A 21,493-nucleotide genomic window follows, 5' to 3' on the forward strand; every position below is an offset into this window, starting at 1 on the left:
TGTTCGGGGTGCACTTGTGGTTCACGGAAAGGACAGGCGACTGGGGCGTGGTTCTCGGAAACCACCCAATAAGCGTTGAACTAAGCCGCTACGCGGCAGATTGCAAGCCACAGCATAGCTGAACTGCTTCAGTTTCAAGCCGACTGCCCAAGGTTCTAGCGCCATGCCACTGGCGCGGAACTGCAAGCATGTCTTGAGCAGCGACAGGAGAGCGCGACCGTCGGGAAGACACTGAGGGATGCACGTCCTCGGATGTGCTTTCCCCCTTCATCTTCCCGCTGGGAAGCTGCTGAGATGAATACTGCAGAACAGGAGCGTTTTGATCGCCTGTTTGATGCCAATCTGCAAGCCATGCAGCTGCATGGCTTGCGCGACAAAACAATTGATAGCTACAGCCGAACATTGCGGCGAGTCGCCGGCCATTTTGGTCGTTGCCCCGATGATCTCAGCCCTGATGAGTTAAAGAGCTACTTTGCCGCTCTGCTGGAGCAGTATTCATGGAGCACAATCAAGGTGGATCTCTGCAGCCTGCAGTTCTTCCATCGCTATGTGCTCGATCGCGAGATGGAGTGGATCAAAATCATTCGCCCTCCCCGTGTACGCACTCTCCCGGACATTCCCACCCGAGAGGAAGTGCATGCGTTGATCAATACGGTACGCAAGTTGCGTTATCGCATCTTCCTGCTGGCGGTCTACAGCCTGGGTCTGCGAATCAGTGAAGGCCTGGGACTGGAGGTGGCGGACATTGACGGCAGCCAAAGACGTGTGCACCTCCGCGATGCGAAAGGCGGTAAGGATCGCTATGTCCCCATCCCCGATCTCACGCTCCAATCGTTGCGCAGGTTCTGGACAACCCACCGTCACCCCCGTCTGCTCTTCCCCAGTCCGGCCGGAAGCCAGTTCATCGTCCGGATGGCGAGCGCACCGATGGATGCCAGCGGTGTCCAGGCCGCGCTCAAGGCCGCCCGCAAGGAGTGTGGCATCGAGAAACGGCTCACAGTGCACTCCCTGCGCCATGCCTATGCCACCCACCTGCTGGAGCAAGGGATGGATCTACGCCTGATCCAATCGTTGCTCGGCCACAGCAACAGCAACACCACAGCGCGTTACGCCCACATCACCCATGTGGTGCGCGATCACACCAGCGATCGGATCGAGACGCTGCTGAGCGGCTTCCAGCTTCGTTGGAGGAAGGCTGATGCTTCTCCTCTCCCATCTGGTGGCGCGCTATCAGGGTGAGCTGGAGCGCCGCCATGGCCATCAGCTGCTGCCAAGCCACCGCCAGGCCCTGCAGGCGATGGGACGTTGCCGCCAGAGCGGCAGTGACGTCATGCGGCTGCAATGCTCCGATTGTGAGCACAGCATCCGCATCCCCCATTCCTGTGGACACCGCAGTTGCCCACACTGCCAACATCATGAAAGTCAACAGTGGATCGAACGACAACGGGCCAAGCTGCTGCCAGTGGAGTACTTCCTGATCACCTTCACCGTGCCTGCAGAACTCAGGCAGATCTTCTGGCAGCAGCAACGATTGGCCTATGATCTACTGCTGAAAACAGCCTGGGAAACGATCGATTCCTTTGCCCGCCGTGATCCGAAACTGAGAGGGAAGATTGGCGCCCATGCCGTTCTGCACACCCACAACCGGCGGCTTGAGTACCATCCCCACGTGCATCTGATTGTGCCCGCAGGTGCGATCAACGTGCAGAAACGGCAGTGGAGGGACAAAGTGGCAGGGTACCTGTTCCCGGCCGGCAACCTGGCGAGGGTGTTCCGCGCCAAATGGTACGAGGGGATGCGCCGTCTGGGCTTGCGGCTCAAGACTCCACTGCCAAGAGAGTGGATTGTGAACTGCAAATCGGTGGGCAGGGGCGAAAAGGCCTTGGTGTATCTGGGGCGCTACCTCTACCGTGGAGTATTGCCGGAGAAGAACATCATTGCCGACCATGAGGGCAAAGTCAGCTTCTGCTATCAGGACAACAAGGGAACGCGCCAGGTTCGCACACTACCGGGCGGAGAGTTTCTGTGGCTGCTGCTGCGGCATGTCCTGCCGAGACGCTTCCGGCGTGTACGGGATTACGGCCTGCTGCATGGCAATGCCAAACGACTGATCCAAGGGGTGCAATTGCTGCTCAGGGTGGAATTGCCGATTCCAGAGCTTCCCCGCGAGAAAGCGCCTATGCTCTGCCCCCTGTGCCAGGGACAGATGCGCATCATCGCACTGCGAGAACGAGGGATGACGCCGCTGCTGTGCTGAGGCTGACAAGAATGCTGGGAAGATATCCCTGAATGTAGCCAGCAGACACTGAGCAGATCCGTTCAGCTCCAGAGAACTGAACGGCCAGCTCAGCTGCGCTCTAGATTCGGCTGAGGCATGGCAAGGTTCAACGATGCCCCAAACGGCAGGCATTTGCACTCAGGAGAAAGCCAAAGATATCCTGAAAACTGGCCGGATGTTTCTGCAGTAAGCCATCAGGCTCCATCGTTGCAGGCTTGTTCAACTTCGGATAAGATCGTGGCTGCGCACGATCTATCCATAATCGTTAGATGCTAGTAGGAGCCATCTCTCATGCAGCATGAGCAATCCTTCGCTGACAGCTTCAATTCTTTCATGCGCTCTAAAGCGCAGCAATACGGATGCTCGTTTCACTCTTTCTCTGTAGATGGGCAAGACCGAGATGCGGGTTCCGACTATGTGCTGACTGACGCCAATCGATTCGCGATGGTTGAGTTCAAGTACACGAGTCGCGACCTCCTGAGCGAAAAGAACAAGCCCCGTCGCCTAGTGCTCTGCAAGAAGCTGCTGGCTCGGGACGATATGCGCATACTGCACGACAAGTGCCACTTTGTGTCGTGGACCGAGCCGCCTACGATGTCCGTCAGGACGAACATCTATCGCCATGAGATATGCACTAGGGCAGTCTTCGGTGCCCACTGCGGGTTGGAAGCAGATCTTGCTAACGATGCCACCAGAGCTCAGGCGGCAGTGTTTGCCGAAGAGTTCTTTTCCGGCGCCGGGATTAGGTCTCTCTCCCTCAATGATTTTCAGACGTACGTTGCATGGGTAATGGCAGAGACCAGTGCTTCTTCAAACACAACACTTGAGCTTCTTACTCATGATCCCTCAGCGAAGGAGCTCACGCTTGTTCGCTTCAGTTCGTTGTCTCAGGCGCATTCCTGGGTTCAGAGTCATCTGCCGCCGCCGCCAACTCGCCGCAGGGGTCACAGCCATGGCATCTAACTCTTCCATCGAGAGTACGCTACCCGGGCAAGCTGCTCAGTGCCTCTCAGGACAAACGTTAGATTCTGGCGGTCTTCTCATTGGTCGTCGACATATCTTGCTTTTACGAGGTCTATGCTTATCCTGTAATCGAGCTATCCAACAGAATGAACGCAGAACGACTTCACGCCATCGCCTTGACGCTGCAAAAAGAGCTTTCTTCATCTCAAACACTCAACAAGTTCGACAGACTTATCCAAGCCCTGGCAAATCAAGTAAGCCAACCATCCCAGCCACAATACCAACAGGAGACAAGCGATAGCCTCAAGGACTTATTGAAGACACTTGATGTCGCAGAAAGCAACAATTTTAGCCCCGCATGGAGAGAGTCGTTGGCAGATCTAGGTTTGACTGGTCTGCTCGGACAAGATCTTGCGCTTCAAATCAATTATGTATTCGAACGAAACCAGATCACTCCTGCGGTCGCCCAATCGGAGCTTCAATCGCTGAGAGAAACACTGCAGATGTTTTCTACGGCAATAGATCAGATTGTAAGCTCGTTCTATTCCTTGGGAGTCGGCAGGGAGGACCTTGAGCCTGGTGAGTGCGAGGTTGGAATCTTGGTGCCGCGCAACTTTGTGAATAATCAACTCGGCACTTTCGGCGACGAATTGAAAGAGCTCAACAAAATTTTTGGGGTTTTTTCAGAGCTGGCAACTGGGTCAAGACCTGGTTTCGCTATCAAGACAATATCCTCTTCGGAGCTGACTGTCTTTCTTGAGGCAGCTTCTGCAGTAGGTGCCTGCATCGCCCTTGGTCTAGAACGTATACTAGAGCTCTACAAGAAGCTTCTAGAGATTAGAAAAATTCAAGCCGAGCTCTCAAGTCTTGGCTTAGAAAAGAAGAATCTTAAGGGAATCGAAGAGCATAGCAACGCCATGATGGGGAAGGGTATAGAAGAAATTGCATCTCACCTAATTAGTGAATTCCATCGATCAGCCGATAATGGAAGGAAGAATGAGCTTAAGGTAGAACTCAAGTATGCGCTTAACAAAATTTCGAACAGAATCGATTGCGGATTCAATTTTGAGATCCGAATGCAGGCCCCAGTACAGGATGAAGCAGATCGAGAGGGCGAGGACTCAGATGATTACGAGCTTTCGGAAAAGCACTATAAAGACATCGCAGCGGCAGCTAAAACCTTACAGTTTCTAAAGCTTGAAGGGGATTCAATCCTCCATCTACCTGAAGAAGCATCAGGAAAATCTAAAGAGAATAATCCGGGAATCTAACATCCAGATTCAGAAGTCGGGAGCTTAGAGACTTTGCTCGGCCCGCCAGCACCTACCCGCTTCTGATCTGGAGCGTTGGACAGCTTCCGAGCCAACTAGTTCCCTGCCGTCGGGTCCCGATCCATACACGCCGATGAGGCCTTGCTACAATTTGGAAAACGAGACTTTGCAATGAACTACAAGCTTGATGATGAATCAAAAAGTAGAATAGAAGACCTTTCTGATCTTCGAGATTACGTCTCAGCCATCCGCGCTCAAGTCCGTGCAAGTGAGGACGGGCAGGACGAGATTCAAGTGTTGATTAGCCTCTTGTCTTCATTCCCTATTGCAGACCCAAGCGCAGACACGGGAAAGCTTTTAAATAGTATTGCAACTGCTGTGCGACAGAGAGCCAAAGATCTTCCGGTTTCAACAGTGATCTCGTTTTCGAAGGAAGGTGAAGAGTGAGTCTCGCATCTGATCTTCTCGATCAATCCAGCACACTGGCCACCTTGGATCCGATGAGGCCAAAGCAAGCGTCACTTAGACGCGCTATTTCCGCGGCATATTATTCAGTGTTTCACTTGTTGATTGACGAAGGAGCGCGCCGAATCAGTACCAACGTTGCATTGCAGCCATACATTGCAAGATCCTTTCAACACACAGCCATCAAGGAAGCGGCCAATAAGGTCATGGCTCAATCGCAGAGCTCACCTCCATGGCCTGGTCCATTATTCACGGTACCTGTCGAGGCTGAGCTCATCAGCGTGTGCAACGCCTTTGTTGACCTCCAATCGCTTCGACACAAAGCTGATTACAACACTGCATTGTCGTTCAAACGGGCTGAGGTTGTAGCTGCTGTTAGTCGTGCACAGGCAGCTCATCAAGACTGGGCAGTGGCAAGGGCGTCTAACAATGCGTCAGTCTTTCTGCTTTTATCAGCCAAGCTCTTGCCAGATAGATAGCAAGTGCAGCCTTCTTTCCATCGTCTAGTGGAACTGTCCAACAACCAGATACAGAAGACGGGAGCGGAGGGTGATTGCAATTCTGTTGCGCTCTGCCCGCTTCTGATCTGGAGCGTTAGATTTCAACAAAACCAAGATGGAAGAATTTGAAGAAGTTAGGTATTTCCGCCGAGAGACCTAGCTCGTTCACATTATCTTAAAAGAGCTTGTGTCTTAACCGCAAGCCTAGTCAGCTCTGGCAGTCTAGATGTGTTTTCTCACCAGGTCATTCAGCGATCAGCAGCCGCTGGAGGCACTGCTGAGGGCTGAGGCCACCGAGAGCCATGTGGCATCTGTTGCCGTTATAGATGCCCAGATAGCGGGGTAGCCAGCGGTTGCGTTCCTCTGAGGTCTGGTAGGCGATCACGTAGGCCCATTCCGCCAGGAGGGTTTTGATGAAACGCTCCGCCTTGCCGTTGGTCTGCGGGGTGTAGGGCTTGGTGCGGATGGGTTTCAGACCCAGTGCCTGACAGGCTTTTCGCCAATCGCCAGAGCGATAGGAGGATCCGTTATCCGACAGGACACGGCGACAGGTGATGCCCTGATCGCTGAACCAGCCCACCGCACGGCACAAGAAGCCGACCGTGGTCGCCTTCTGCTCGTCAGGCAAGACCTCGACGTAGGCCAGCCGTGTGGCGTCATCGATGGCGACGTGCACCTTCTCGTAGCCGGCGCCACGCGAACAGCCTTGACGACGGTCGCCGGTGATCCGATGGTCGATGCGCTCGAAACGGGCCAGCTGTTTGGTGTCGACATGGATCATGTCGCCGGGCCGCTCCCACTGGTAGCGCCGCACAGGAGGCTTGGTTTCCAGATTCTTGAGCCGTCCCAGCCCTAGGGCGTTCATCACCCGTCCGACGGTCGAGAGGGGCGCCTTGAGGGCCTTGGCGATGCGGCGTAGCGTGCAGCGCTGGTGCCGTAGGTCCATAGCCTGCTGCAGTTGCTGCGGATCGAGCGTCCGCCGCTGAGTGCGGCGCACGCTCCGTCGATCCGCCAGTGCGGCCACGCCACCATCACGGAAGCGCGCCAGCCACTTGTAAGCGCTGCGCAGGCTGACCCAGGCTTGCGCCGCAAGGGCCTTGAGCGGCACGCCTTCATCGAGGTGCCGACGAATCAGGCGTTCCCGACTGATCGGCGTCAGTCGGGCCAGTGGGTGGCTATGCATGGAGGGTGAGGTCTTGGGACGGGCGGTGACACCCCGACCCTGGCGACCTCACACCCAATCGTCAGCTGAACAACCTGGTGGGACTACACACTTAGCCTCCCTCCATGACCACCATCACCGAAATAGCGCCCGATCTGTTCCGGCTCTCGATCCATGTGCCGGAACTGGACATGCAGTTCAACCACTTTCTGGTACGCGATCAGCAGCCGCTGCTGTTTCACGCCGGCCTCAAGGGCATGTTCCCTTTGCTTCGGGACGCGGTGGCCACCCTGATCGATCCTGCCCAGTTGCGCTATGTGGCCTGGAGTCATTTCGAGGCTGATGAGGTGGGCGGCCTCAACCAGTGGCTGGAGCTCGCGCCCGAGGCCGAACCCGTCTGCACGTTCGTTGGCAAGGTCGTCAGCGTCGACGACGTGGCCCTGCGGCCCGCCCGCGGCATGACGCCCGCCGATGTGCTCTCCACCGGCACCTATCGCTTCCGTTTCCTGGCCACGCCCCACCTGCCCCACGGCTGGGACGCCGGCCTGCTGTTCGAGGAAACGCGCCGCACCCTGTTCTGCTCCGATCTCTTCCACCACTTCGGCAATCCGCCGCCGCTCGTGTCCCACGACCTGATCGGCCCCTCCCTGGCGGCCATGCAGCAGATGCAACAGGGGCCCCTGGCCGGCTATCTGCCCTACACCCCCCAGACCGAGGGTCTGCTCGCCGGCCTTGCCGCCCTCCAACCGCAGACCCTGGCGCTGATGCACGGCTCCTCCCATTCCGGCCCCGGCGGCCCGATGCTCAGCGAGCTCGCCGCCGCCATGAAGCAGGCGTGCGTGGCCGAGTGATGGGGCGATGGGGCCTACCGGGACGCGGCGGAGGGAGCGTCCCAGTCCGAATCCTGCCGGTCGGTGGTCAGAGGGCGTAGCGGAGGATCGCGGCGACGGGTGCCCCCTCGGGAAGGTCCCCCTGGCGCACCCCCAGCACCTCACCCCCGGAGAGCAATACCCGCCGTGCGATCTCATCGAGCACCCCGTAGCTGTCCGCTCCGGCGGCGTCGGCCTCGTAGATCCGTCCGTCCGTCTCATCGATCCGTCCGTCGATCACCCGGTCAATGTCCACCAGGAGGCTGCCCACCGCTTCGAAGGTGGCCGCCCGGGCCACCTGGGCGAGATCGGTGCTGGCCCGGCCGGCGTTGCGGCGCTGATCGAACGTGCTGCGCCAGTCCACCAGCCGCTGCTGATGCAGGGCGTCGAACACCGGACGGGCGGCCTGGGCGAGCTCGTCGTCGGCGCGGTGCTCCGGGCTGCCCTCGATGGTGGCGACGACCAGGTGGGGGTAGGTGTTCACGGAGCGGTAGATCGCCGCGAGGCTCTCCACCGCCGCCAGCACCAGCGGCACGCTCTGACCGGCGAGGTGATCTCGCAGGGCCCGGTTCACCTGGCGGGCGTACTGCCGCAGGCGCACCTTCTTGCCCTCCGAGCCAGTGAGCCGGCCGCTGGGGGAGCGGTCATTGAGGCTCGCCTTGCCGACGGACGCGGCCGCATCCTTCGGCAGATCCGCCAGCCTCACCGTGCTGGCCGGCAGATCGGCCGACACCTCGATCAGCCGCACGCCTCCCTCGGCGAGCGCCAGCACGTAGCCGCTGTTGCCGAAGGCGGTGGCCCGCAGCAGGGGCTTGAGGTGAAACCGGTCGGAGACCGCCACCAGCGGCTCGACGGTGGTCGGCAGGCGGAAGGTCCGCAGGGTTCCGGGGGTGGCGTAGACCACCAGGGAACGGGCCTGAAAACGCCAGAACCCATCGTCGTCGACCAGATCGGCCAGGGACTCCCGCAGGGCCTCCACGGCTGAGCCCTCCTGGCAGGCGGCCTCCAGTTGGCCGACCGCCTCCTCCGCCAGGGCCCGGAACCGCAGCCGGTCCACGTCGGTGTCGGGGGTGATCGGGGTGGTGGGCAGCACGATCGAGACGCTCGACCCGTGGATGTGACGGGCGAGGGCGGCGAGCTCCTCCCGGCTTGGCAGATCGACGTGGAGCATCGGCCAGGAGTGCGCAGGTGACCACGCCACTCTGGCCCGGGGCACACGGCCCAATAGGATCGCTTCATGCTTGATCGCTCCGACGTTGGCAGCACGATCCGCTCCGACGGCGACGCCAGCGACACGACTTCGGGCCGCCCGGCTGGAACCGGTGCCGTCCCCCCGCTGGAGCAGCTGTTCCCCTTCCCCCTCGACGGTTTCCAGCTCGAGGCGATCGACGCCCTGAACCAGGGCCACTCGGTGGTGGTGAGCGCCCCCACCGGCTCCGGCAAGACCCTGGTGGGCGAGTACGCCATCCACCGGGCCCTGGCCCATGGCCAGAAGGTCTTCTACACCACGCCCCTCAAGGCCCTCTCCAACCAGAAGCTGCGGGATTTCCGCCACCAGTTCGGCGACGAGAAGGTGGGCCTGCTCACCGGCGATCTCAGCCTGAACCGGGAGGCCCAGGTGGTGGTGATGACCACCGAGATCTTCCGCAACATGCTCTACGCGGAGATCGACCACGCCGACGACGACCCCCTGGCCGACGTGGAGGCCGTGGTGCTCGACGAGTGCCACTACATGAACGACACCCAGCGGGGCACCGTCTGGGAGGAGTCGATCATCCACTGCCCCTCGCGGGTGCAGCTGGTGGCCCTCTCGGCCACGGTGGCCAATGCCGGCCAGCTCACCGACTGGATTGAGCGGGTGCATGGCCCCACCCGCCTGATCCACAGCGACTTCCGCCCCGTCCCGCTGGCCTTCAGCTTCTGCAGCGCCAAGGGCCTGCACCCCCTGCTCAACGACGAGGGCACCGGCCTGCACCCCAACTGCAAGGTCTGGCGCCCTCCGAAGTCCACCCGCCGCAAGGGCCCGAAGGAACCGCGGCCGCCCCAGCCGGAGGCGCCGCCGATCGGCTTCGTGGTGGCCCAGATGGCGGAGCGGGAGATGCTGCCGGCCATCTACTTCATCTTCAGCCGCCGCAACTGCGACCGCTCCGTGCGCGACCTGGCCAAGGTGTGCCTGGTGAATCCCGAGGAGCAGGCCCGCATCCGCCGGCGGCTGGACGCCTTCATGGCGGTGACGCCCGAGGCGGTGCGGGAGGGCGGCCATGCCGATGCCCTGCTGCGGGGCATCGCCGCCCACCACGCCGGCGTGCTGCCGGCCTGGAAGGAGCTGATCGAGGAGCTGTTCCAGCAGGGGCTGATCAAGGTGGTGTTCGCCACCGAGACCCTGGCCGCCGGCATCAACATGCCGGCCCGCACCACGGTGATCTCGGCCCTCTCCAAGCGCACCGAGCGGGGCCACCGGCCCCTGATGGGCAGCGAATTCCTGCAGATGGCGGGCCGCGCCGGCCGCCGCGGCCTGGATACCCAGGGCTACGTGGTGACAGTGCAGAGCCGCTTCGAGGGGGTCAGGGAGGCCGGGGCCCTGGCCACCAGCCCGGCCGATCCCCTGGTGAGCCAGTTCACCCCCAGCTACGGCATGGTGCTCAACCTGCTGCAGCGCTACGACCTGGCCAAGGCCCGGGAGCTGGTGGAGCGCAGCTTCGGCCGCTACCTGGCGGGGCTGGACCTGGCCGAGGACGAGGCCCGCATCGCCGAGCTGATGGCCCAGCTGGCCACGCTCGAATCCAGCGGCGGCGAGGTGCCCTGGGACGATTTCGAGGACTACGAGAAGGTCCGCGGCCGCCTGCGGGAGGAGCGCCGCCTGCACCGGATCCTGCAGCAGCAGGCCGAGGAGACCCTCGCCCATGAGCTCACCCTGGCCCTGCAGTTCGCCAGCGAGGGCACGCTGGTCAGCGTCAAGGCGCCGGCCCTGCGCAGCCGGGTCACCCCGGCGGTGATCGTGGCCAAGGTGCCGGGCTCCGGCCAGTTCCCGCTGCTGCTCTGCCTCACCGACGAGAACGTCTGGATCCTGCTGCCCTGCCACGCGGTGGTGACCCTGCACGCCGAGCTCAGCTGCCTGCAGGTCGACCAGCTGGAGCCGCCGGAGCTGCACCACGCCAACGAGCTGCGCCATGGCGACAACGCCAGCGGCGGCCTGGCCCTGGCGGTGTCCTCGATGGCCCGCCGCCACGACATGCACACCCCCCGCTACGACCTGGCCGGCGAGGTGCGCCAGCAGGGTGAGCTGGTGCGGCAGCTGGAGCAGGAGCTGGAGGCCCACCCGGCCCACCGCTGGGGCGACCGCAAGCACCTCAAGAAGCACCGCCGCCGCATGGAGGAGCTCCAGGAGGAGATCGGCGAACGCCAGCGGCTGCTGCACCACCGGGCCAACCGCCACTGGGACACCTTCCTGTCCCTGATCGACATCCTGCGCTTCTTCGGCGCCCTCGATGGCGAGGAGGGGCTGGAGCCCACCGAGGTGGGCCGCACCGTGGCCGCCCTGCGGGGCGACAACGAGCTCTGGCTGGGGCTGGCCCTGATGAGCGGCCATCTCGATGCCCTCGATCCGGCCGAGCTGGCGGCGGTGCTGGAGGCCATCTCCACCGAGGTGAACCGGCCCGACCTCTGGTGCGGCTACCCGCCGCCACCGGCCTCCGAGGAGGCCCTCCACGACCTGCGCAGCCTGCGGCGTGAATTGCAGCGCCAGCAGGAGCGGGCCTCGGTGGTGGTGCCGGTGTGGTGGGAGCCGGAACTCACCGGCCTGGTCCACGCCTGGGCCCGGGGCGCCAGCTGGAACGACGTGATCGCCAACACCTCCCTCGACGAGGGCGACGTGGTGCGGATCCTGCGCCGCACCGTCGATCTCCTGGCCCAGATTCCCTACTGCGAGGCGATCAGCGAGCAGCTGCGCCGCAACTCCCGCATGGCCCTCAAGGCCATCAACCGCTTCCCGGTCTGCGAGATCGAGGACCTGCTGGCCACGGGCAACGGCAAGCTGGATCCGGCGACGGAGAGGCCGCCGGCCGGGTAGGGGGCGGCCGCCGGGGCTGGCGTTGAAGGGCCTTTATTGGCGGAATTGCCAATACGGTGCCAGTATTGGCTTGCGTCCGGACGCTGCCAATACCCTCTCCATGGCACTTCCGAACCTCTGGAGGCTCTACAACCTCCGCTCCTCGCCCTTTTTCCAGGCCACCCTGCGCCAGGACTCGGAGGCCACACCGCTCAGCCTGTTCGTGGGGCGCCGGAACGAGCGGCAACGGCTGCTCAACGCCATCGGTGGCTCCCGCAGTTCCCGTCAGGCGGTGGCGGGGAGGCCTGGCATCGGCAAGACCACCCTGGTGCAGGCCGCCAAGGCCGACGCCCTGGCCGCCGGCTACTGGACCTCAGCCGAGATCATCCCGATCACGGCCGATCTGACCAGTGAGGATCTGATCGGCCAATTGCTCGCCGGCGCCTTTGATGCCGTGCTCGCCTCCTGCACGCAGGCGAGCGGACCCGCCGTGGAGGCTGCGCAGCAGTTGGTGCGAACGATCCGTCTGCGCGGTCGTGGCTTCACGGTGTCGGCCGCCGGCTTTGGGGCGGGCGGCACCAGCACCCAGGCGGTCTCCTCGCCCCCTGGGGCCCTGCTGCTGGATGGACCCAGGGTTCTGCGCGACCTGCTGGCCTTTGCACTGGAGCAGGGCGCCTCCGGCGTGGTGCTGCACCTCAACAATCTCGAGAACCTCAGTGAGGCCGATGCCACCCGTGCGGCCGATCTGCTGCGCAGCATCCGTGACCAGGCCCTGTTGCTCGATGGCCTGCACGTGATCGTGGTGGGCACCACCGATGCCGTCCGCACCGTGGTGCAGAGCCACACCCAGGTGCGCTCGGTGTTCAGCGATCCGGTGGTGCTCGAGCCCCTGGAGCCGAAGGAGGTTCACCAGTTGCTGGAGGCGCGCTACCGATCCCTGCGACTGGAACCGGACCTGCCGGTGCATCCGCCCGTGCAGGGTGCGGTGATCGATGCGTTGCATGAGCTGTTCCGAGGCGATCTGCGCGGATTGCTCAAGGCCTTGGAGGACGGCATCTCTGCCCTGCTGGGTCTGACAGGCGACGGTGAGGGTCCCCAGCCGATTGGCCTGGCCGACCTCACCCTCGTGCTGAGCCGTCGCTACAGACTGGAGTTGCTGGACCAGCTCGGCACCACCCTCTGGCAACGGTTGGAAGCCTGGGGCGAGCGGGACGTGCAGGCGGTGCTGACCCAGGCCGACCTGGTGAGGCTCTGGGGGATCAAACAGCCCTCGGTGTCCCAGACGTTGCAGCAACTGGTGCATGCGGGTGCCGCGGACGTGCTGCCACGCCGGGGAGGGGACCCGCTCCAGTACCTGCTGACAGGCGCGACGCGTCTGGCCCTCAGCTGAAGGGCGACGTATTGGCAGAACGGCCAATACCGGCTACGTATTGGCCGTTGGCAGCCACCAGCCAATACCCCACCTGCTCGCCGCCCGCGCGCCTCAGATCCCCAGCCGCTCCCAGATCACGTCCAGATTCGCCCGGTGCAGGTCGGTGGCGAAGCAGGCCTCCAGCTGGTCGGGGCCCAGGTGGCCCGTCACCGCAGGATCCCCCGCCAGGTTGGCGCGGAAGTCGCCGCCCTCGGTGTTCCAGGCGGCGTGGGCATGGCGCTGCACGATCCGGTAGGCCTCCTCCCGGCTCAGCCCCGCCTCCACCAGGGCCAGCAGCACCCGCTGGCTGAACACGACGCCGCCGTAGACGTTCATGTTGCGGGCCATGTTCTCGGGGTACACCCCGAGCCCGTTCACCACGGCGGTCATCTCCCGCAGCATGAAGTGCAGGGTGACCGAGCAGTCGGGCAGCATCATCCGCTCCACGGAGCTGTGGCTGATGTCCCGCTCGTGCCAGAGGGCCACGTTCTCCAGCGCCGCCACGGTGTAGCTGCGCAGCACCCGGGCCAGGCCGCTGATGCGTTCGCTGCGGATCGGGTTGCGCTTGTGGGGCATGGCCGAGCTGCCCTTCTGGCCCTTGGCGAAGTTCTCCTCCACCTCCAGCACGTCGGAGCGCTGCAGGTTGCGGATCTCGGTGGAGAAGCGCTCCAGGGAGGTGCCCACCAGGGCCAGGGTCTGCACGTACTCGGCATGACGGTCGCGGCCGATCACCTGGGTGCTGGCGGTGTCGGGCTCCAGGCCCAGCAGCCGGCAGGTGATCGCCTCCACCTGCGGATCGGTGTTGGCGTAGGTGCCCATGGCGCCGCTGATCTGGCCCACGGCCACCACCCGCTCCAACCGCTCCAGTCGCTCCCGGTTGCGCTCCGTTTCGGCCAGCCAGCCGGCCACCTTGAAGCCAAAGGTGATCGGCTCGCCGTGGATGGCGTGGGAGCGGCCGATCATCACCGTGTCCTTGTGGGCCCGGGCCAGCCGGCGCAGGGCATCGGCGAGGCCATCGAGTTCCGTGCGCAGCAGGGCCACCGAGGCCTTCAGCTGCAGGGCCAGGCCGGTGTCCAGCACGTCGGAGCTGGTCATGCCGACGTGGATGTAGCGGCCCGCATCACCGACGTGCTCGTTGACGTTGGTGAGGAAGGCGATGACGTCGTGGCGCACCTCCGCCTCGATCTCCAGGATGCGCGGCACCTCGAAGGCCGCCTTCTCCCGGATCGTGGCCAGCGCCTCGGCGGGCACCCGGCCCAGCTCCACGTTGGCGGCGGTGGCGGCGATCTCCACCTCAAGCCAGCTCTGGAACTTCGCTTCCTCGCTCCAGAGGCGGCCCATCTCGGGCAGGGTGTAACGCTCGATCAAGGGCCGGGCGGTGATGAACGATCCCCCAACCTATCGAGCCGCCCCCACCGGCTCAGGCGGCGGCGGTGAGCCGGCGGTAGGGCAGCTCCAGGTGCACCATCGACCCCCAGGCCTGCTGCCGCACCCAGCAGCGGGTGCCGCGGCGCCGGATCAGCTGGAAGGGGGGCAGATCCTCGGGATGGTCCCGCAGCCGCACGAAGCTTCCCGGATGGAGAAGTTCCACCACGTTGGATCCGGGGGCAGCCTTGGAACCAGGGGCAGCCATGGGAGGGAACCTGGGGAAGAAGGTTTCCATCCTGCGACTGTTCCGCGCTGAACCGTCCGCCCATCGGTTTTTGTTCGGTTTCGGTCGCTGTTCGGTGACAACATGCCGGTGGAGTGGCAGGTCCCATGGCCGAACATCTGGATGGCCCGTAAGCAGCGGCTCGATCGCCGGCTGGTGGACCTGGGCCTGGTGGCCAGCCGCCAGCAGGCCCAGCAGCTGATCCGCGCCGGCCGGGTGCGCGGCGGTGGCGAGGTGCTCGACAAGCCCGGCACCGAGGTGGCCGAGACCCTGCCGCTGGAGGTGGAGATGCCGCCCCGGTTCGTCTCCCGGGGGGGCGAGAAGCTGGCGGGGGCCCTGGCGGCCCTGCCGATCCGGGTGGCCGGCCGGGTGTGCCTCGACGGCGGCATCTCCACCGGCGGCTTCACTGACTGCCTGCTGCAGCACGGGGCGGTGCGGGTGTACGGGATCGATGTGGGCTATGGCCAGACGGCCTGGAGCCTGCGCACCGATGAACGGGTGGTGCTGCGGGAGCGCACCAACCTGCGCCACCTCACCCCGGAGCTGCTCTACGGCGAGGGCGACCCCTGGCCCGACCTGGCCGTGGCCGATGTGTCGTTTATTTCCCTCACCCGGGTGCTGCCGGCCCTGCGGGCCCTGCTGCTGGGGGCGGGCGAGGCGCTGCTGCTGGTCAAGCCCCAGTTCGAGGTGGGCCGCCAGCGGGTGGGGAAGGGGGGCGTGGTGCGGGACCCGGCGGCCCATGCCGATGCCATCGCCACCGTGATCACGGCGGCAAGGGAGCTGGACTGGCACCCGGCGGGGCTGGTGGCCTCGCCCCTCACCGGGCCCGCCGGCAACCACGAATACCTGCTCTGGCTCGTGCCGCCCGCCACGCGCGACGCCGAGGCCGCGAAGAGCGCGGAGGGGGCGGAGGACGCGAACTGGTCCGGCAGGATCGCGGCGCTGGTGAACCAGACCCTGGCCGGGGACCGCCCAACGAAGGAAACCCCGGCCGGGTCCTGAGGGGTCCACGGCCAGGGTCAGGGCGGCAGGAGCGCGAGCTCAGATGGCGCCGCTGTCGAGGTCGCCGGTGCGGATCCGGATCACCGAATCCACGGTGCTGATGAAGATCTTGCCGTCACCGATCTCGCCGGTGCGGGCCGCGTCCTGCACCGCCTGGACCACCGTGGCCACCCGGTCGTCGTCGACGACGATCTCGAGCTTGAGTTTCTGCAGGAATTCCACCGTGAATTCCGAACCGCGGTAACGCTCCACCTGCCCCTTCTGCCGGCCGAATCCGCGCACCTCGCTCACGGTCATGCCGACGATGCCCGCATTGACTAGGGCGATCTTCACGTCCTCGAGTTTGAAGGGGCGGATGATGGCCTCGATTTTCTTCATGGCTGTGCTGCGGTCAGGAAGGCGACGGTTGGAGTCTCTCAGAGTCCCCGCCTGAGGGGGGACGGCTCCATTACCGCCGAGCCTTGCCGGGGTCGTCGTAACGGTTGCTACCCGCGCTCCGGGGCGCTGACGGGCGGCCGGGGCTCCTGGCGTGGGCTCCGCGCCATGGGTCAGCTCCTGTACGGTCAAAATCCGTCTCCCCCGTCCTGCTGACCATGGCTTCCGGTGTCGCCGACCAGCCCCAGACCGTGACCCCCCTCTACGGGGAGCGGGCCATCGCCGAGGCCCAGCTGGTCTGCTTCGCCAACCCCCGCGAGGGCCGCGCCTACGAGGTGTCCATCGAACTGCCGGAGTTCACCTGCACCTGCCCCTTCTCCGGCTATCCCGATTTCGCCGTCCTGCGGCTGCTGTACCAGCCCGGCCCCCGGGTGCTGGAGCTCAAGGCCCTCAAGCTCTACGTCAACAGCTACCGCCACCGCTCCATCTCCCACGAGGAGGCGGCCAACCGGATCCTCGACGACCTCGTGGCCGCCTGCGATCCCCTCTGGATGCAGCTGGAGGCCGATTTCAATCCCCGCGGCAACGTCCACACCGTGGTGCGGGTCAGCCACGGCGAGCGCCGGCCCTGCTGAGTCAGGGCTGGGGTTCCAGCCGCTGCAGCAGCGCCGGCAGCTCGGCGGCGAAGGCGGTGAGGTTGCGGTTGCAGAGGCCCGCCACATGCAGCCGGCCGCCGGGCCCATCGGCGATGGCCCAGAGCTGACGGGTGGCCACCAGGCTCAGGGCACCGCCCGCCAGGGCGATGGCGAAACCGGTGTACACGAGCGGCACGCCGGGGTCCCGTTTGAACAGGATGCCGCTGGCGGGCAGCACGCTCGCCACCCGGATCGGCAGACCCTTCACCTCCTGGGCATCGCCGCCCGGCACCAGCTGGGCCAGGGCCACGCCATCGGGGCCGAACACCTGCACCGGCCCCTGTTCGCTGGTGAGGCTCAGCAGCACCGGCTCGGTGCCATCAGGGCGGGTGGGCAGCACCAGCCCCCAGAGCTGGTCGCCCAGCTGGGGGAAGGTCTGCAGCGGCAGCTCCAGCACCGGGCTGCGGCCCAGCTGCAGGCTGATCGTCGCCAGGGACCAGTCGGCCTGGTAGAGCGTCATGCCCCGGTAGCGCAGGGGGTGGTTGACGCTGATGGCGGCTTCGGTGGTGGTGGCCGCATCGCCGGGGGTGATCAGCCGCAGGTTGGAGGAGAACTGCTCCGGCCGGCCGGCCGGATCCCGCTGGATGCGGAAGTCGTCGAGGGCCAGGGTCACCTGGGTGCTGCCGCGGCTGTCGAGCAGCTCCAGCTCCCGACCCGGGGCCAGGAAGCGCTCCAGCCGCTGGCCCCCCAGGGCGCCCCAGGCCGCCCCCACCATCAGCACCACCATGCCGGCATGGACCAGCAGGGGACCCACCCGGCCGAGCACCCCCCGGCGGGCCGCCAGGCGGTCGTCCTGGCGATGGATCTGCCAGCCCGAACCGCGCAGTTCGGCCTCCAGCCGCTCAAGGCCGGCGACGGGCTCGGCGGTGACGAGGGTTTCGGCCACGCTCAGCTTGCTGAGCTGCCGGGGGCTGCGGTAGTCGATCCAGCGCAGGGAGGCCTGCAGGGCGGGCCACTGGCGGCGCCAGCTGCACAGGATCAGCGACAGGCCCAGCCAGGCGAGCAGGGCCAGGAACCAGCCACTGGAATAGACGTGATCGAGCTGCAGGCGCAGCACCCCGTCGCCGTCGAGCACCCCCAGCCAGGGGGTGGGGTCGTAGAGCTGGTGGTAGAAGCCGGCCTCCTCCTTCTGGGGAACGGCCGTGCCGATGCCGCTGGCGATGGCGATGACCAGCAGCAGGCCGATCGCCAGGCGCAGGTCGGAGATCCAGGCGGCCAGGCGCTGCAGGGGGCGCCAGGGCGAGGCTGCCGTGCCGCTCATGGCAGCACCGACAGCAGGGTGAGGCCGCCGCTGGCGAGCAGCACCACGCCGCTGATCGGCGGCACCCACTGGCCGAGGCGGCGCAGCTGAAGCAGCCCGGGCAGGGAGGCGGCCACCGTGCCGGCCAGCAGCAGGGGCATCACCTGGCCGGCACCGAAGCAGGCGAGCAGCACCAGGCCCACCAGGGGCTGGCCGGTCTGGGCCATCCAGGCCAGCAGCACGGCCAGCACCGGGGTGGTGCAGGGGGTGGCCGCCAGGCCGAAGGCCAGGCCGGCCGCCAACGGGGCCAGCGGTGCCGGCACCCGCCGCCGCCAGCGCTCGGGGTCGGGCCCGGCCGGCAACGGCAGCCGCAGCAGGCCCAGCAGGTTGAGGCCCATGACCACGGCCACGACGGCCACCAGCAGCGGCAGCTGGCCGGGGATGCGGCCGTAGAGGCGGCCCATCAGGCCGCTGGCCAGGCCGAGCAGCACCAGCGCCGCCACGATCCCGGCCGCGAAGCTGACGCTGCGCTGCCAGGGGGCACGCCCCTGGCCCTCAGCGCCGAAGCCGGCCAGGTAGGCCAGGGTGACGGGCAGCAGCGAGAGGGAGCAGGGACCGAGGCTGGTGAGCAGGCCGCCGCTGAACACCACCGCCAGGGTGAGGGGGCCGGGGTGGGCCAGGGAGCCCTGGAGCAGCAGTTCGCTGCTGCGGGCCCAGTCGGCGAAGGGCAGCCCGGGGCTGAGCATGGCCGATCGAGGTTGGCAGCAGGGCTCAGCCTATCGGGGCAGGTCGGGGGGCCCGACGCCGGGGCCGGACCGGCTCGAGTCCGGAGGACTCCAGCGAGCAGCGCAGCAGCAGGCCCGCCAGGAACAGGCTGCTGAGCAGGGAGTTGCCGCCGTAGCTGATCATCGGCAGGGGCAGGCCGGTGGTGGGCATCGAGCCGCTGGCCACAGCGATGTTGAGGATCGACTGGCCCACCAGCAGGGTGGTGCAGCCGATGGCCACCAGGCGGTGCTGGTTGCTGCGGCAGGCCAGGGCCACCCGCAGGCCCACGAAGCCGAAGATCATCAGGAACAGCAGCAGCATCACCGAGCCGACGTACCCGAACTCCTCGGCGAAGACGGCAAAGATGAAGTCGGTGGTCTGGATGGGCAGATACTGGAGCTTCTGGGTGGAGAGACCGAAGCCCGAGCCGAGCACGCCCCCCGAACCGATGGCCAGCAGGCTCTGCACCAGCTGGTAGCCGTCCCCCTGGGCGACGCGCCAGGGGTTGAGGAAGGAGGTGACCCGGTCGAGCTGGTAGGGGTTGATCATGATGCTGATGCTGCCCAGCGCGATCCCGCCGCCCGCGGCCCCCAGCAGCAGTGTCAGGGGCAGGCCGCCGGCCAGGGCCATCAGCCACAGCAGCAGGCCCAGCAGGGCGGCGGTGCTGAGGTTGGGCTGCTTGAGGATCAGCAGGATCACCACCCCGAAGATGCCGATCCAGAGGAGTTTCTGGTCGAGGGCGATGCGGCGCCAGTGGGAGAAGATCACCGCTCCCTGCAGCACGATGAAGGGCTTGATCAGCTCCGAGGGCTGCAGCTGCACCGGGCCGACCACCAGCCAGCGGCTGGCCCCGTTGACGGTGGTGCCCACCACCAGGGTGGCGGCCACCATCAGGGCCCCCACCAGCAGGGCCGGCGCCGCCAGGTGCAGCCAGCGCCGCATCGTCGTGCGCATGGCCAGCCAGAGCAGCCCCCAGCTGGCCACCAGCCAGATGGCCTGGCGCTTGAGGTAGTAGGCCCCGTCCCCCATCTCCCGCTCGGCCACCCACCAGCTGGCGGAGGTGAGCACCAGCAGACCCACCAGGCTCCAGAGGGCCACCAGGCCCAGCAGCAGGCGGGCTTCCGCCGGCCACTGCTGCCAGGGCAGCGGCAGCAAGCCGGCGCCGGGACGGCCGTGGAGCAGGCGGGGGGCAGGGGTGGACAAGGCCGCGGGAGGGTTCCGGGAATGGCCCATTCAGCCGTGCCCGAGGTGGGTTTGTCGAGCCGCAGTGAACATTTCGGCGCCTGTGACGTTGCTGCCGCTCGAGGGCAACAAAAAAGCCCGGCCAAAGGCCGGGCGGATGGGGGGGAGCGCGCTGGGCGTCCTCAGTTGCCGCAGTTCTGCTGACGACGGCCGGTGGCCAGTTCCACCTTCAGGATCCTGCCGCCCTGCTTCATGATCCGCTGCTGCTCGGCGAACCAGCTGTGGTAGGGCACCCACTTGGTGAAGTAGGTGTTCTGCAGTTCCCTCTGGCTGCGCACCTTCTCGGGGCAGGGGATGCAGGCCGTGATCTTGAACAGGCGCATGGGGTGATCCTCGGAAAACGTGCCGTGGTGAGGGCGTTGCTGGGGATCAGTTGCCCAGGCCGGAGCTGATGTAGTCGAAGTAGACGCCCATCTCACGACCGGCATCGGGACCGACGAGGGAGGCGGTGGCTTCCTTCATGGCCTGGATCGACTGCACCGTGGCGCCGATGGGCACACCCAGGGAGTTGTAGGTCTCCTTGAGGCCGTTCAGCACACGCTCGTCGAGGATCGACGTGTCACCGGCCAGCATGGCGTAGGTGGCATAGCGCAGGTAGTAGTCGAGGTCGCGGATGCAGGCCGCGTAACGACGGGTGGTGTACATGTTGCCGCCCGGACGGGTGATGTCCGAGTACAGCAGGGCCTTGGCGACGGCTTCCTTGATGATGGCCGAAGCGTTGGCGCTGATCGTGGCGGCGGCACGCACCCGCAGCTCACCGCTGGCGAAGTACTGCTCAAGGCGGCCCATGGAGCTGCCGTCGAGATAGAGCCCCTGGACGTCGGCCTGGTTGATGACGTTGGTGATGGCGTCTTGCATGGATCCTGGGTTTGATGGCTTTGGACGATAGGGAGGTGAAACCTCAGGAGAGGGCGCCGACCACGTAGTCGAAGTAGAAGCCGGCCTCTTCGGCATCGGAGCCGGTGAGAAGGCCCGTGGCTGCGGTCTTCATCTCGCGCACGGCTTCCGCCATGGCTTCGAGGGGGGTGCCGAGGGCGCGATACATCTCGCGGGCCCCGATGACGCCGATCTCTTCGATCGGGGTCACATCCCCGGCGACCACGCCGTAGGTGACCAGGCGGAGGTAGTAGTCCATGTCGCGCAGGCAGGAAGCCGTCATCTCTTCCCCGTAGGCGTTGCCGCCGGGGGAGACGAGATCGGGGCGCTTCTGGAAAAGCTGGCCTCCGGCCTGCTTCACGATGCGCTCCCGGCTTTCAGCCAGGACCTGGGCGACGCGCAGACGACGCTGACCTCCTGCCACGAACGACTTGATCTGGTCAAGTTCGCCAGGGCTGAGGTAGCGGGCTTCGGCGTCCGCGTTGATGATCGAGTTGGAGACGATGCTCATGCAGTTCTGCCTCGAAACAAGCGGTCACCGTGAAGGAGACCGGTATCCGGTGGGTAAGGGTGATCGGCTTGGCCGACCGTCGCATCATTCTGTGGCAAGGGCCGTCGCTCCGATGGGGGCCGGTAACAGTTCTTCACGGCGGATCGGCCCGCGAGATCCCTTGGCTTGC

Annotated in this window: 20 protein-coding genes; 9 read left to right on the forward strand and 11 right to left on the reverse strand. The window is 65.3% G+C overall.

All coding sequences use genetic code 11. From position 1 onward, the window contains the following. Window positions 1-252 precede the first annotated feature (252 nt). The 4 genes from CYAGR_RS14390 to CYAGR_RS18575 all read left to right on the forward strand — a co-directional run bounded on the left by CYAGR_RS14390 (window position 253) and on the right by CYAGR_RS18575 (window position 4,959). Complete coding sequence (locus CYAGR_RS14390; RefSeq protein ID WP_245552538.1) at window positions 253-1,239, forward strand: tyrosine-type recombinase/integrase; 987 nt, start codon at window positions 253-255, stop codon at window positions 1,237-1,239. Then, window positions 1,199-2,257 (forward strand): IS91 family transposase, encoded by a 1,059-nt coding sequence (locus CYAGR_RS14395; RefSeq protein ID WP_015109140.1) that lies wholly within the window; start codon window positions 1,199-1,201, stop codon window positions 2,255-2,257. Before CYAGR_RS14390 ends, CYAGR_RS14395 begins: the two co-directional genes overlap by 41 nt. A gap of 1,130 nt (window positions 2,258-3,387) precedes the next feature. Next, window positions 3,388-4,512: a hypothetical protein gene (locus tag CYAGR_RS18570; protein WP_015110571.1), complete on the forward strand. Its 1,125-nt coding sequence runs from the start codon at window positions 3,388-3,390 to the stop codon at window positions 4,510-4,512. Between the two features lie 171 nt (window positions 4,513-4,683). Beyond that, entirely contained in the window at window positions 4,684-4,959 is a 276-nt protein-coding gene (locus CYAGR_RS18575; protein WP_156818487.1) for a hypothetical protein, read from the forward strand. Window positions 4,960-5,721: 762 nt separating this feature from the next. Here CYAGR_RS18575 and CYAGR_RS14400 read toward each other — a convergent pair. Beyond that, window positions 5,722-6,660 (reverse strand): IS481 family transposase, encoded by a 939-nt coding sequence (locus CYAGR_RS14400; RefSeq protein ID WP_015110574.1) that lies wholly within the window; start codon window positions 6,658-6,660, stop codon window positions 5,722-5,724. Window positions 6,661-6,764: 104 nt separating this feature from the next. Between CYAGR_RS14400 and CYAGR_RS14405 the strand changes: the two genes are divergently transcribed. Continuing rightward, window positions 6,765-7,490, forward strand: coding sequence for an oxygen-binding di-iron domain-containing protein (locus tag CYAGR_RS14405; RefSeq protein ID WP_015110575.1), 726 nt, complete (start codon window positions 6,765-6,767; stop codon window positions 7,488-7,490). 67 nt (window positions 7,491-7,557) lie between these two features. Here CYAGR_RS14405 and CYAGR_RS14410 read toward each other — a convergent pair whose 3' ends face one another. After that, the gene (locus tag CYAGR_RS14410) at window positions 7,558-8,679 is read right to left on the reverse strand and encodes a baeRF11 domain-containing protein (RefSeq protein ID WP_015110576.1); all 1,122 of its coding nucleotides are present in this window, start codon (window positions 8,677-8,679) and stop codon (window positions 7,558-7,560) included. Between the two features lie 66 nt (window positions 8,680-8,745). Here CYAGR_RS14410 and CYAGR_RS14415 point away from each other — a divergent pair, with 66 nt between their 5' ends. Both CYAGR_RS14415 and CYAGR_RS14420 read left to right on the forward strand, forming a co-directional pair. Beyond that, window positions 8,746-11,577 (forward strand): DEAD/DEAH box helicase, encoded by a 2,832-nt coding sequence (locus tag CYAGR_RS14415; protein WP_015110577.1) that lies wholly within the window; start codon window positions 8,746-8,748, stop codon window positions 11,575-11,577. A gap of 100 nt (window positions 11,578-11,677) precedes the next feature. Beyond that, on the forward strand, window positions 11,678-12,946 hold the full coding sequence (locus CYAGR_RS14420) for an ATP-binding protein (RefSeq protein WP_015110578.1): 1,269 nt from the start codon (window positions 11,678-11,680) through the stop codon (window positions 12,944-12,946). Window positions 12,947-13,039: 93 nt separating this feature from the next. On the opposite strand, the gene purB is transcribed toward CYAGR_RS14420, so the two are convergent. Further along, a complete protein-coding gene (purB, locus tag CYAGR_RS14425) occupies window positions 13,040-14,335 on the reverse strand; it encodes an adenylosuccinate lyase (protein WP_015110579.1) in 1,296 nt (431 codons plus the stop codon). A 52-nt stretch (window positions 14,336-14,387) separates the two neighbouring features. Then, window positions 14,388-14,600: a hypothetical protein gene (locus tag CYAGR_RS14430; RefSeq protein ID WP_015110580.1), complete on the reverse strand. Its 213-nt coding sequence runs from the start codon at window positions 14,598-14,600 to the stop codon at window positions 14,388-14,390. 141 nt (window positions 14,601-14,741) lie between these two features. Between CYAGR_RS14430 and CYAGR_RS14435 the strand changes: the two genes are divergently transcribed. Next, the gene (locus CYAGR_RS14435) at window positions 14,742-15,620 is read left to right on the forward strand and encodes a TlyA family RNA methyltransferase (RefSeq protein WP_051017243.1); all 879 of its coding nucleotides are present in this window, start codon (window positions 14,742-14,744) and stop codon (window positions 15,618-15,620) included. Window positions 15,621-15,659: 39 nt separating this feature from the next. On the opposite strand, the gene CYAGR_RS14440 is transcribed toward CYAGR_RS14435, so the two are convergent. After that, window positions 15,660-15,998: a P-II family nitrogen regulator gene (locus CYAGR_RS14440; RefSeq protein WP_015110582.1), complete on the reverse strand. Its 339-nt coding sequence runs from the start codon at window positions 15,996-15,998 to the stop codon at window positions 15,660-15,662. 215 nt (window positions 15,999-16,213) lie between these two features. Here CYAGR_RS14440 and queF point away from each other — a divergent pair, with 215 nt between their 5' ends. Next, window positions 16,214-16,630 (forward strand): preQ(1) synthase, encoded by a 417-nt coding sequence (gene queF, locus CYAGR_RS14445; RefSeq protein ID WP_015110583.1) that lies wholly within the window; start codon window positions 16,214-16,216, stop codon window positions 16,628-16,630. Window position 16,631: 1 nt separating this feature from the next. On the opposite strand, the gene CYAGR_RS14450 is transcribed toward queF, so the two are convergent. The 6 genes from CYAGR_RS14450 to CYAGR_RS14475 form a co-directional block, all read right to left on the reverse strand. After that, window positions 16,632-17,951, reverse strand: a complete 1,320-nt coding sequence (locus CYAGR_RS14450) for a cytochrome c biogenesis protein ResB (protein WP_015110584.1) — start codon at window positions 17,949-17,951, stop codon at window positions 16,632-16,634. Then, window positions 17,948-18,676: a cytochrome c biogenesis CcdA family protein gene (locus tag CYAGR_RS14455; RefSeq protein ID WP_015110585.1), complete on the reverse strand. Its 729-nt coding sequence runs from the start codon at window positions 18,674-18,676 to the stop codon at window positions 17,948-17,950. The genes CYAGR_RS14450 and CYAGR_RS14455 overlap by 4 nt, the downstream gene beginning before the upstream one ends. Before the next feature lie 25 nt (window positions 18,677-18,701). Then, entirely contained in the window at window positions 18,702-19,928 is a 1,227-nt protein-coding gene (locus CYAGR_RS14460) for an FtsW/RodA/SpoVE family cell cycle protein (RefSeq protein ID WP_015110586.1), read from the reverse strand. A 131-nt stretch (window positions 19,929-20,059) separates the two neighbouring features. Next, entirely contained in the window at window positions 20,060-20,260 is a 201-nt protein-coding gene (locus tag CYAGR_RS14465) for a rod-capping linker protein CpcD domain-containing protein (RefSeq protein ID WP_015110587.1), read from the reverse strand. A 46-nt stretch (window positions 20,261-20,306) separates the two neighbouring features. Next, window positions 20,307-20,795, reverse strand: coding sequence for an allophycocyanin subunit beta (gene apcB, locus CYAGR_RS14470; protein WP_015110588.1), 489 nt, complete (start codon window positions 20,793-20,795; stop codon window positions 20,307-20,309). A 43-nt stretch (window positions 20,796-20,838) separates the two neighbouring features. Next, window positions 20,839-21,324: an allophycocyanin subunit alpha gene (locus CYAGR_RS14475; protein WP_015110589.1), complete on the reverse strand. Its 486-nt coding sequence runs from the start codon at window positions 21,322-21,324 to the stop codon at window positions 20,839-20,841. Window positions 21,325-21,493: the final 169 nt, after the last annotated feature.

Source organism: Cyanobium gracile PCC 6307 (genome assembly GCF_000316515.1).
In the GTDB taxonomy this organism is placed as follows: domain Bacteria; phylum Cyanobacteriota; class Cyanobacteriia; order PCC-6307; family Cyanobiaceae; genus Cyanobium; species Cyanobium gracile.

Excerpts from the sequence above, each read along its gene's own strand:
- CYAGR_RS14455 (WP_015110585.1), bottom strand. The coding sequence starts at position 18,676 with ATGCTCAGCCCCGGGCTGCCCTTCGCCGACTGGGCCCGCAGCAGCGAA.
- CYAGR_RS14415 (WP_015110577.1), top strand. The coding sequence starts at position 8,746 with ATGCTTGATCGCTCCGACGTTGGCAGCACGATCCGCTCCGACGGCGAC.
- CYAGR_RS14395 (WP_015109140.1), top strand. The coding sequence starts at position 1,199 with ATGCTTCTCCTCTCCCATCTGGTGGCGCGCTATCAGGGTGAGCTGGAG.
- CYAGR_RS14405 (WP_015110575.1), top strand. The coding sequence starts at position 6,765 with ATGACCACCATCACCGAAATAGCGCCCGATCTGTTCCGGCTCTCGATC.
- CYAGR_RS14465 (WP_015110587.1), bottom strand. The coding sequence starts at position 20,260 with ATGCGCCTGTTCAAGATCACGGCCTGCATCCCCTGCCCCGAGAAGGTG.
- apcB (WP_015110588.1), bottom strand. The coding sequence starts at position 20,795 with ATGCAAGACGCCATCACCAACGTCATCAACCAGGCCGACGTCCAGGGG.
- CYAGR_RS14430 (WP_015110580.1), bottom strand. The coding sequence starts at position 14,600 with ATGGCTGCCCCTGGTTCCAAGGCTGCCCCCGGATCCAACGTGGTGGAA.
- CYAGR_RS14400 (WP_015110574.1), bottom strand. The coding sequence starts at position 6,660 with ATGCATAGCCACCCACTGGCCCGACTGACGCCGATCAGTCGGGAACGC.
- CYAGR_RS14390 (WP_245552538.1), top strand. The coding sequence starts at position 253 with ATGTGCTTTCCCCCTTCATCTTCCCGCTGGGAAGCTGCTGAGATGAAT.
- CYAGR_RS14435 (WP_051017243.1), top strand. The coding sequence starts at position 14,742 with ATGGCCCGTAAGCAGCGGCTCGATCGCCGGCTGGTGGACCTGGGCCTG.
- CYAGR_RS14420 (WP_015110578.1), top strand. The coding sequence starts at position 11,678 with ATGGCACTTCCGAACCTCTGGAGGCTCTACAACCTCCGCTCCTCGCCC.
- CYAGR_RS14410 (WP_015110576.1), bottom strand. The coding sequence starts at position 8,679 with ATGCTCCACGTCGATCTGCCAAGCCGGGAGGAGCTCGCCGCCCTCGCC.
- CYAGR_RS14450 (WP_015110584.1), bottom strand. The coding sequence starts at position 17,951 with ATGAGCGGCACGGCAGCCTCGCCCTGGCGCCCCCTGCAGCGCCTGGCC.
- CYAGR_RS18570 (WP_015110571.1), top strand. The coding sequence starts at position 3,388 with ATGAACGCAGAACGACTTCACGCCATCGCCTTGACGCTGCAAAAAGAG.
- CYAGR_RS14475 (WP_015110589.1), bottom strand. The coding sequence starts at position 21,324 with ATGAGCATCGTCTCCAACTCGATCATCAACGCGGACGCCGAAGCCCGC.
- CYAGR_RS14460 (WP_015110586.1), bottom strand. The coding sequence starts at position 19,928 with ATGGGCCATTCCCGGAACCCTCCCGCGGCCTTGTCCACCCCTGCCCCC.
- CYAGR_RS14440 (WP_015110582.1), bottom strand. The coding sequence starts at position 15,998 with ATGAAGAAAATCGAGGCCATCATCCGCCCCTTCAAACTCGAGGACGTG.
- CYAGR_RS18575 (WP_156818487.1), top strand. The coding sequence starts at position 4,684 with ATGAACTACAAGCTTGATGATGAATCAAAAAGTAGAATAGAAGACCTT.
- queF (WP_015110583.1), top strand. The coding sequence starts at position 16,214 with ATGGCTTCCGGTGTCGCCGACCAGCCCCAGACCGTGACCCCCCTCTAC.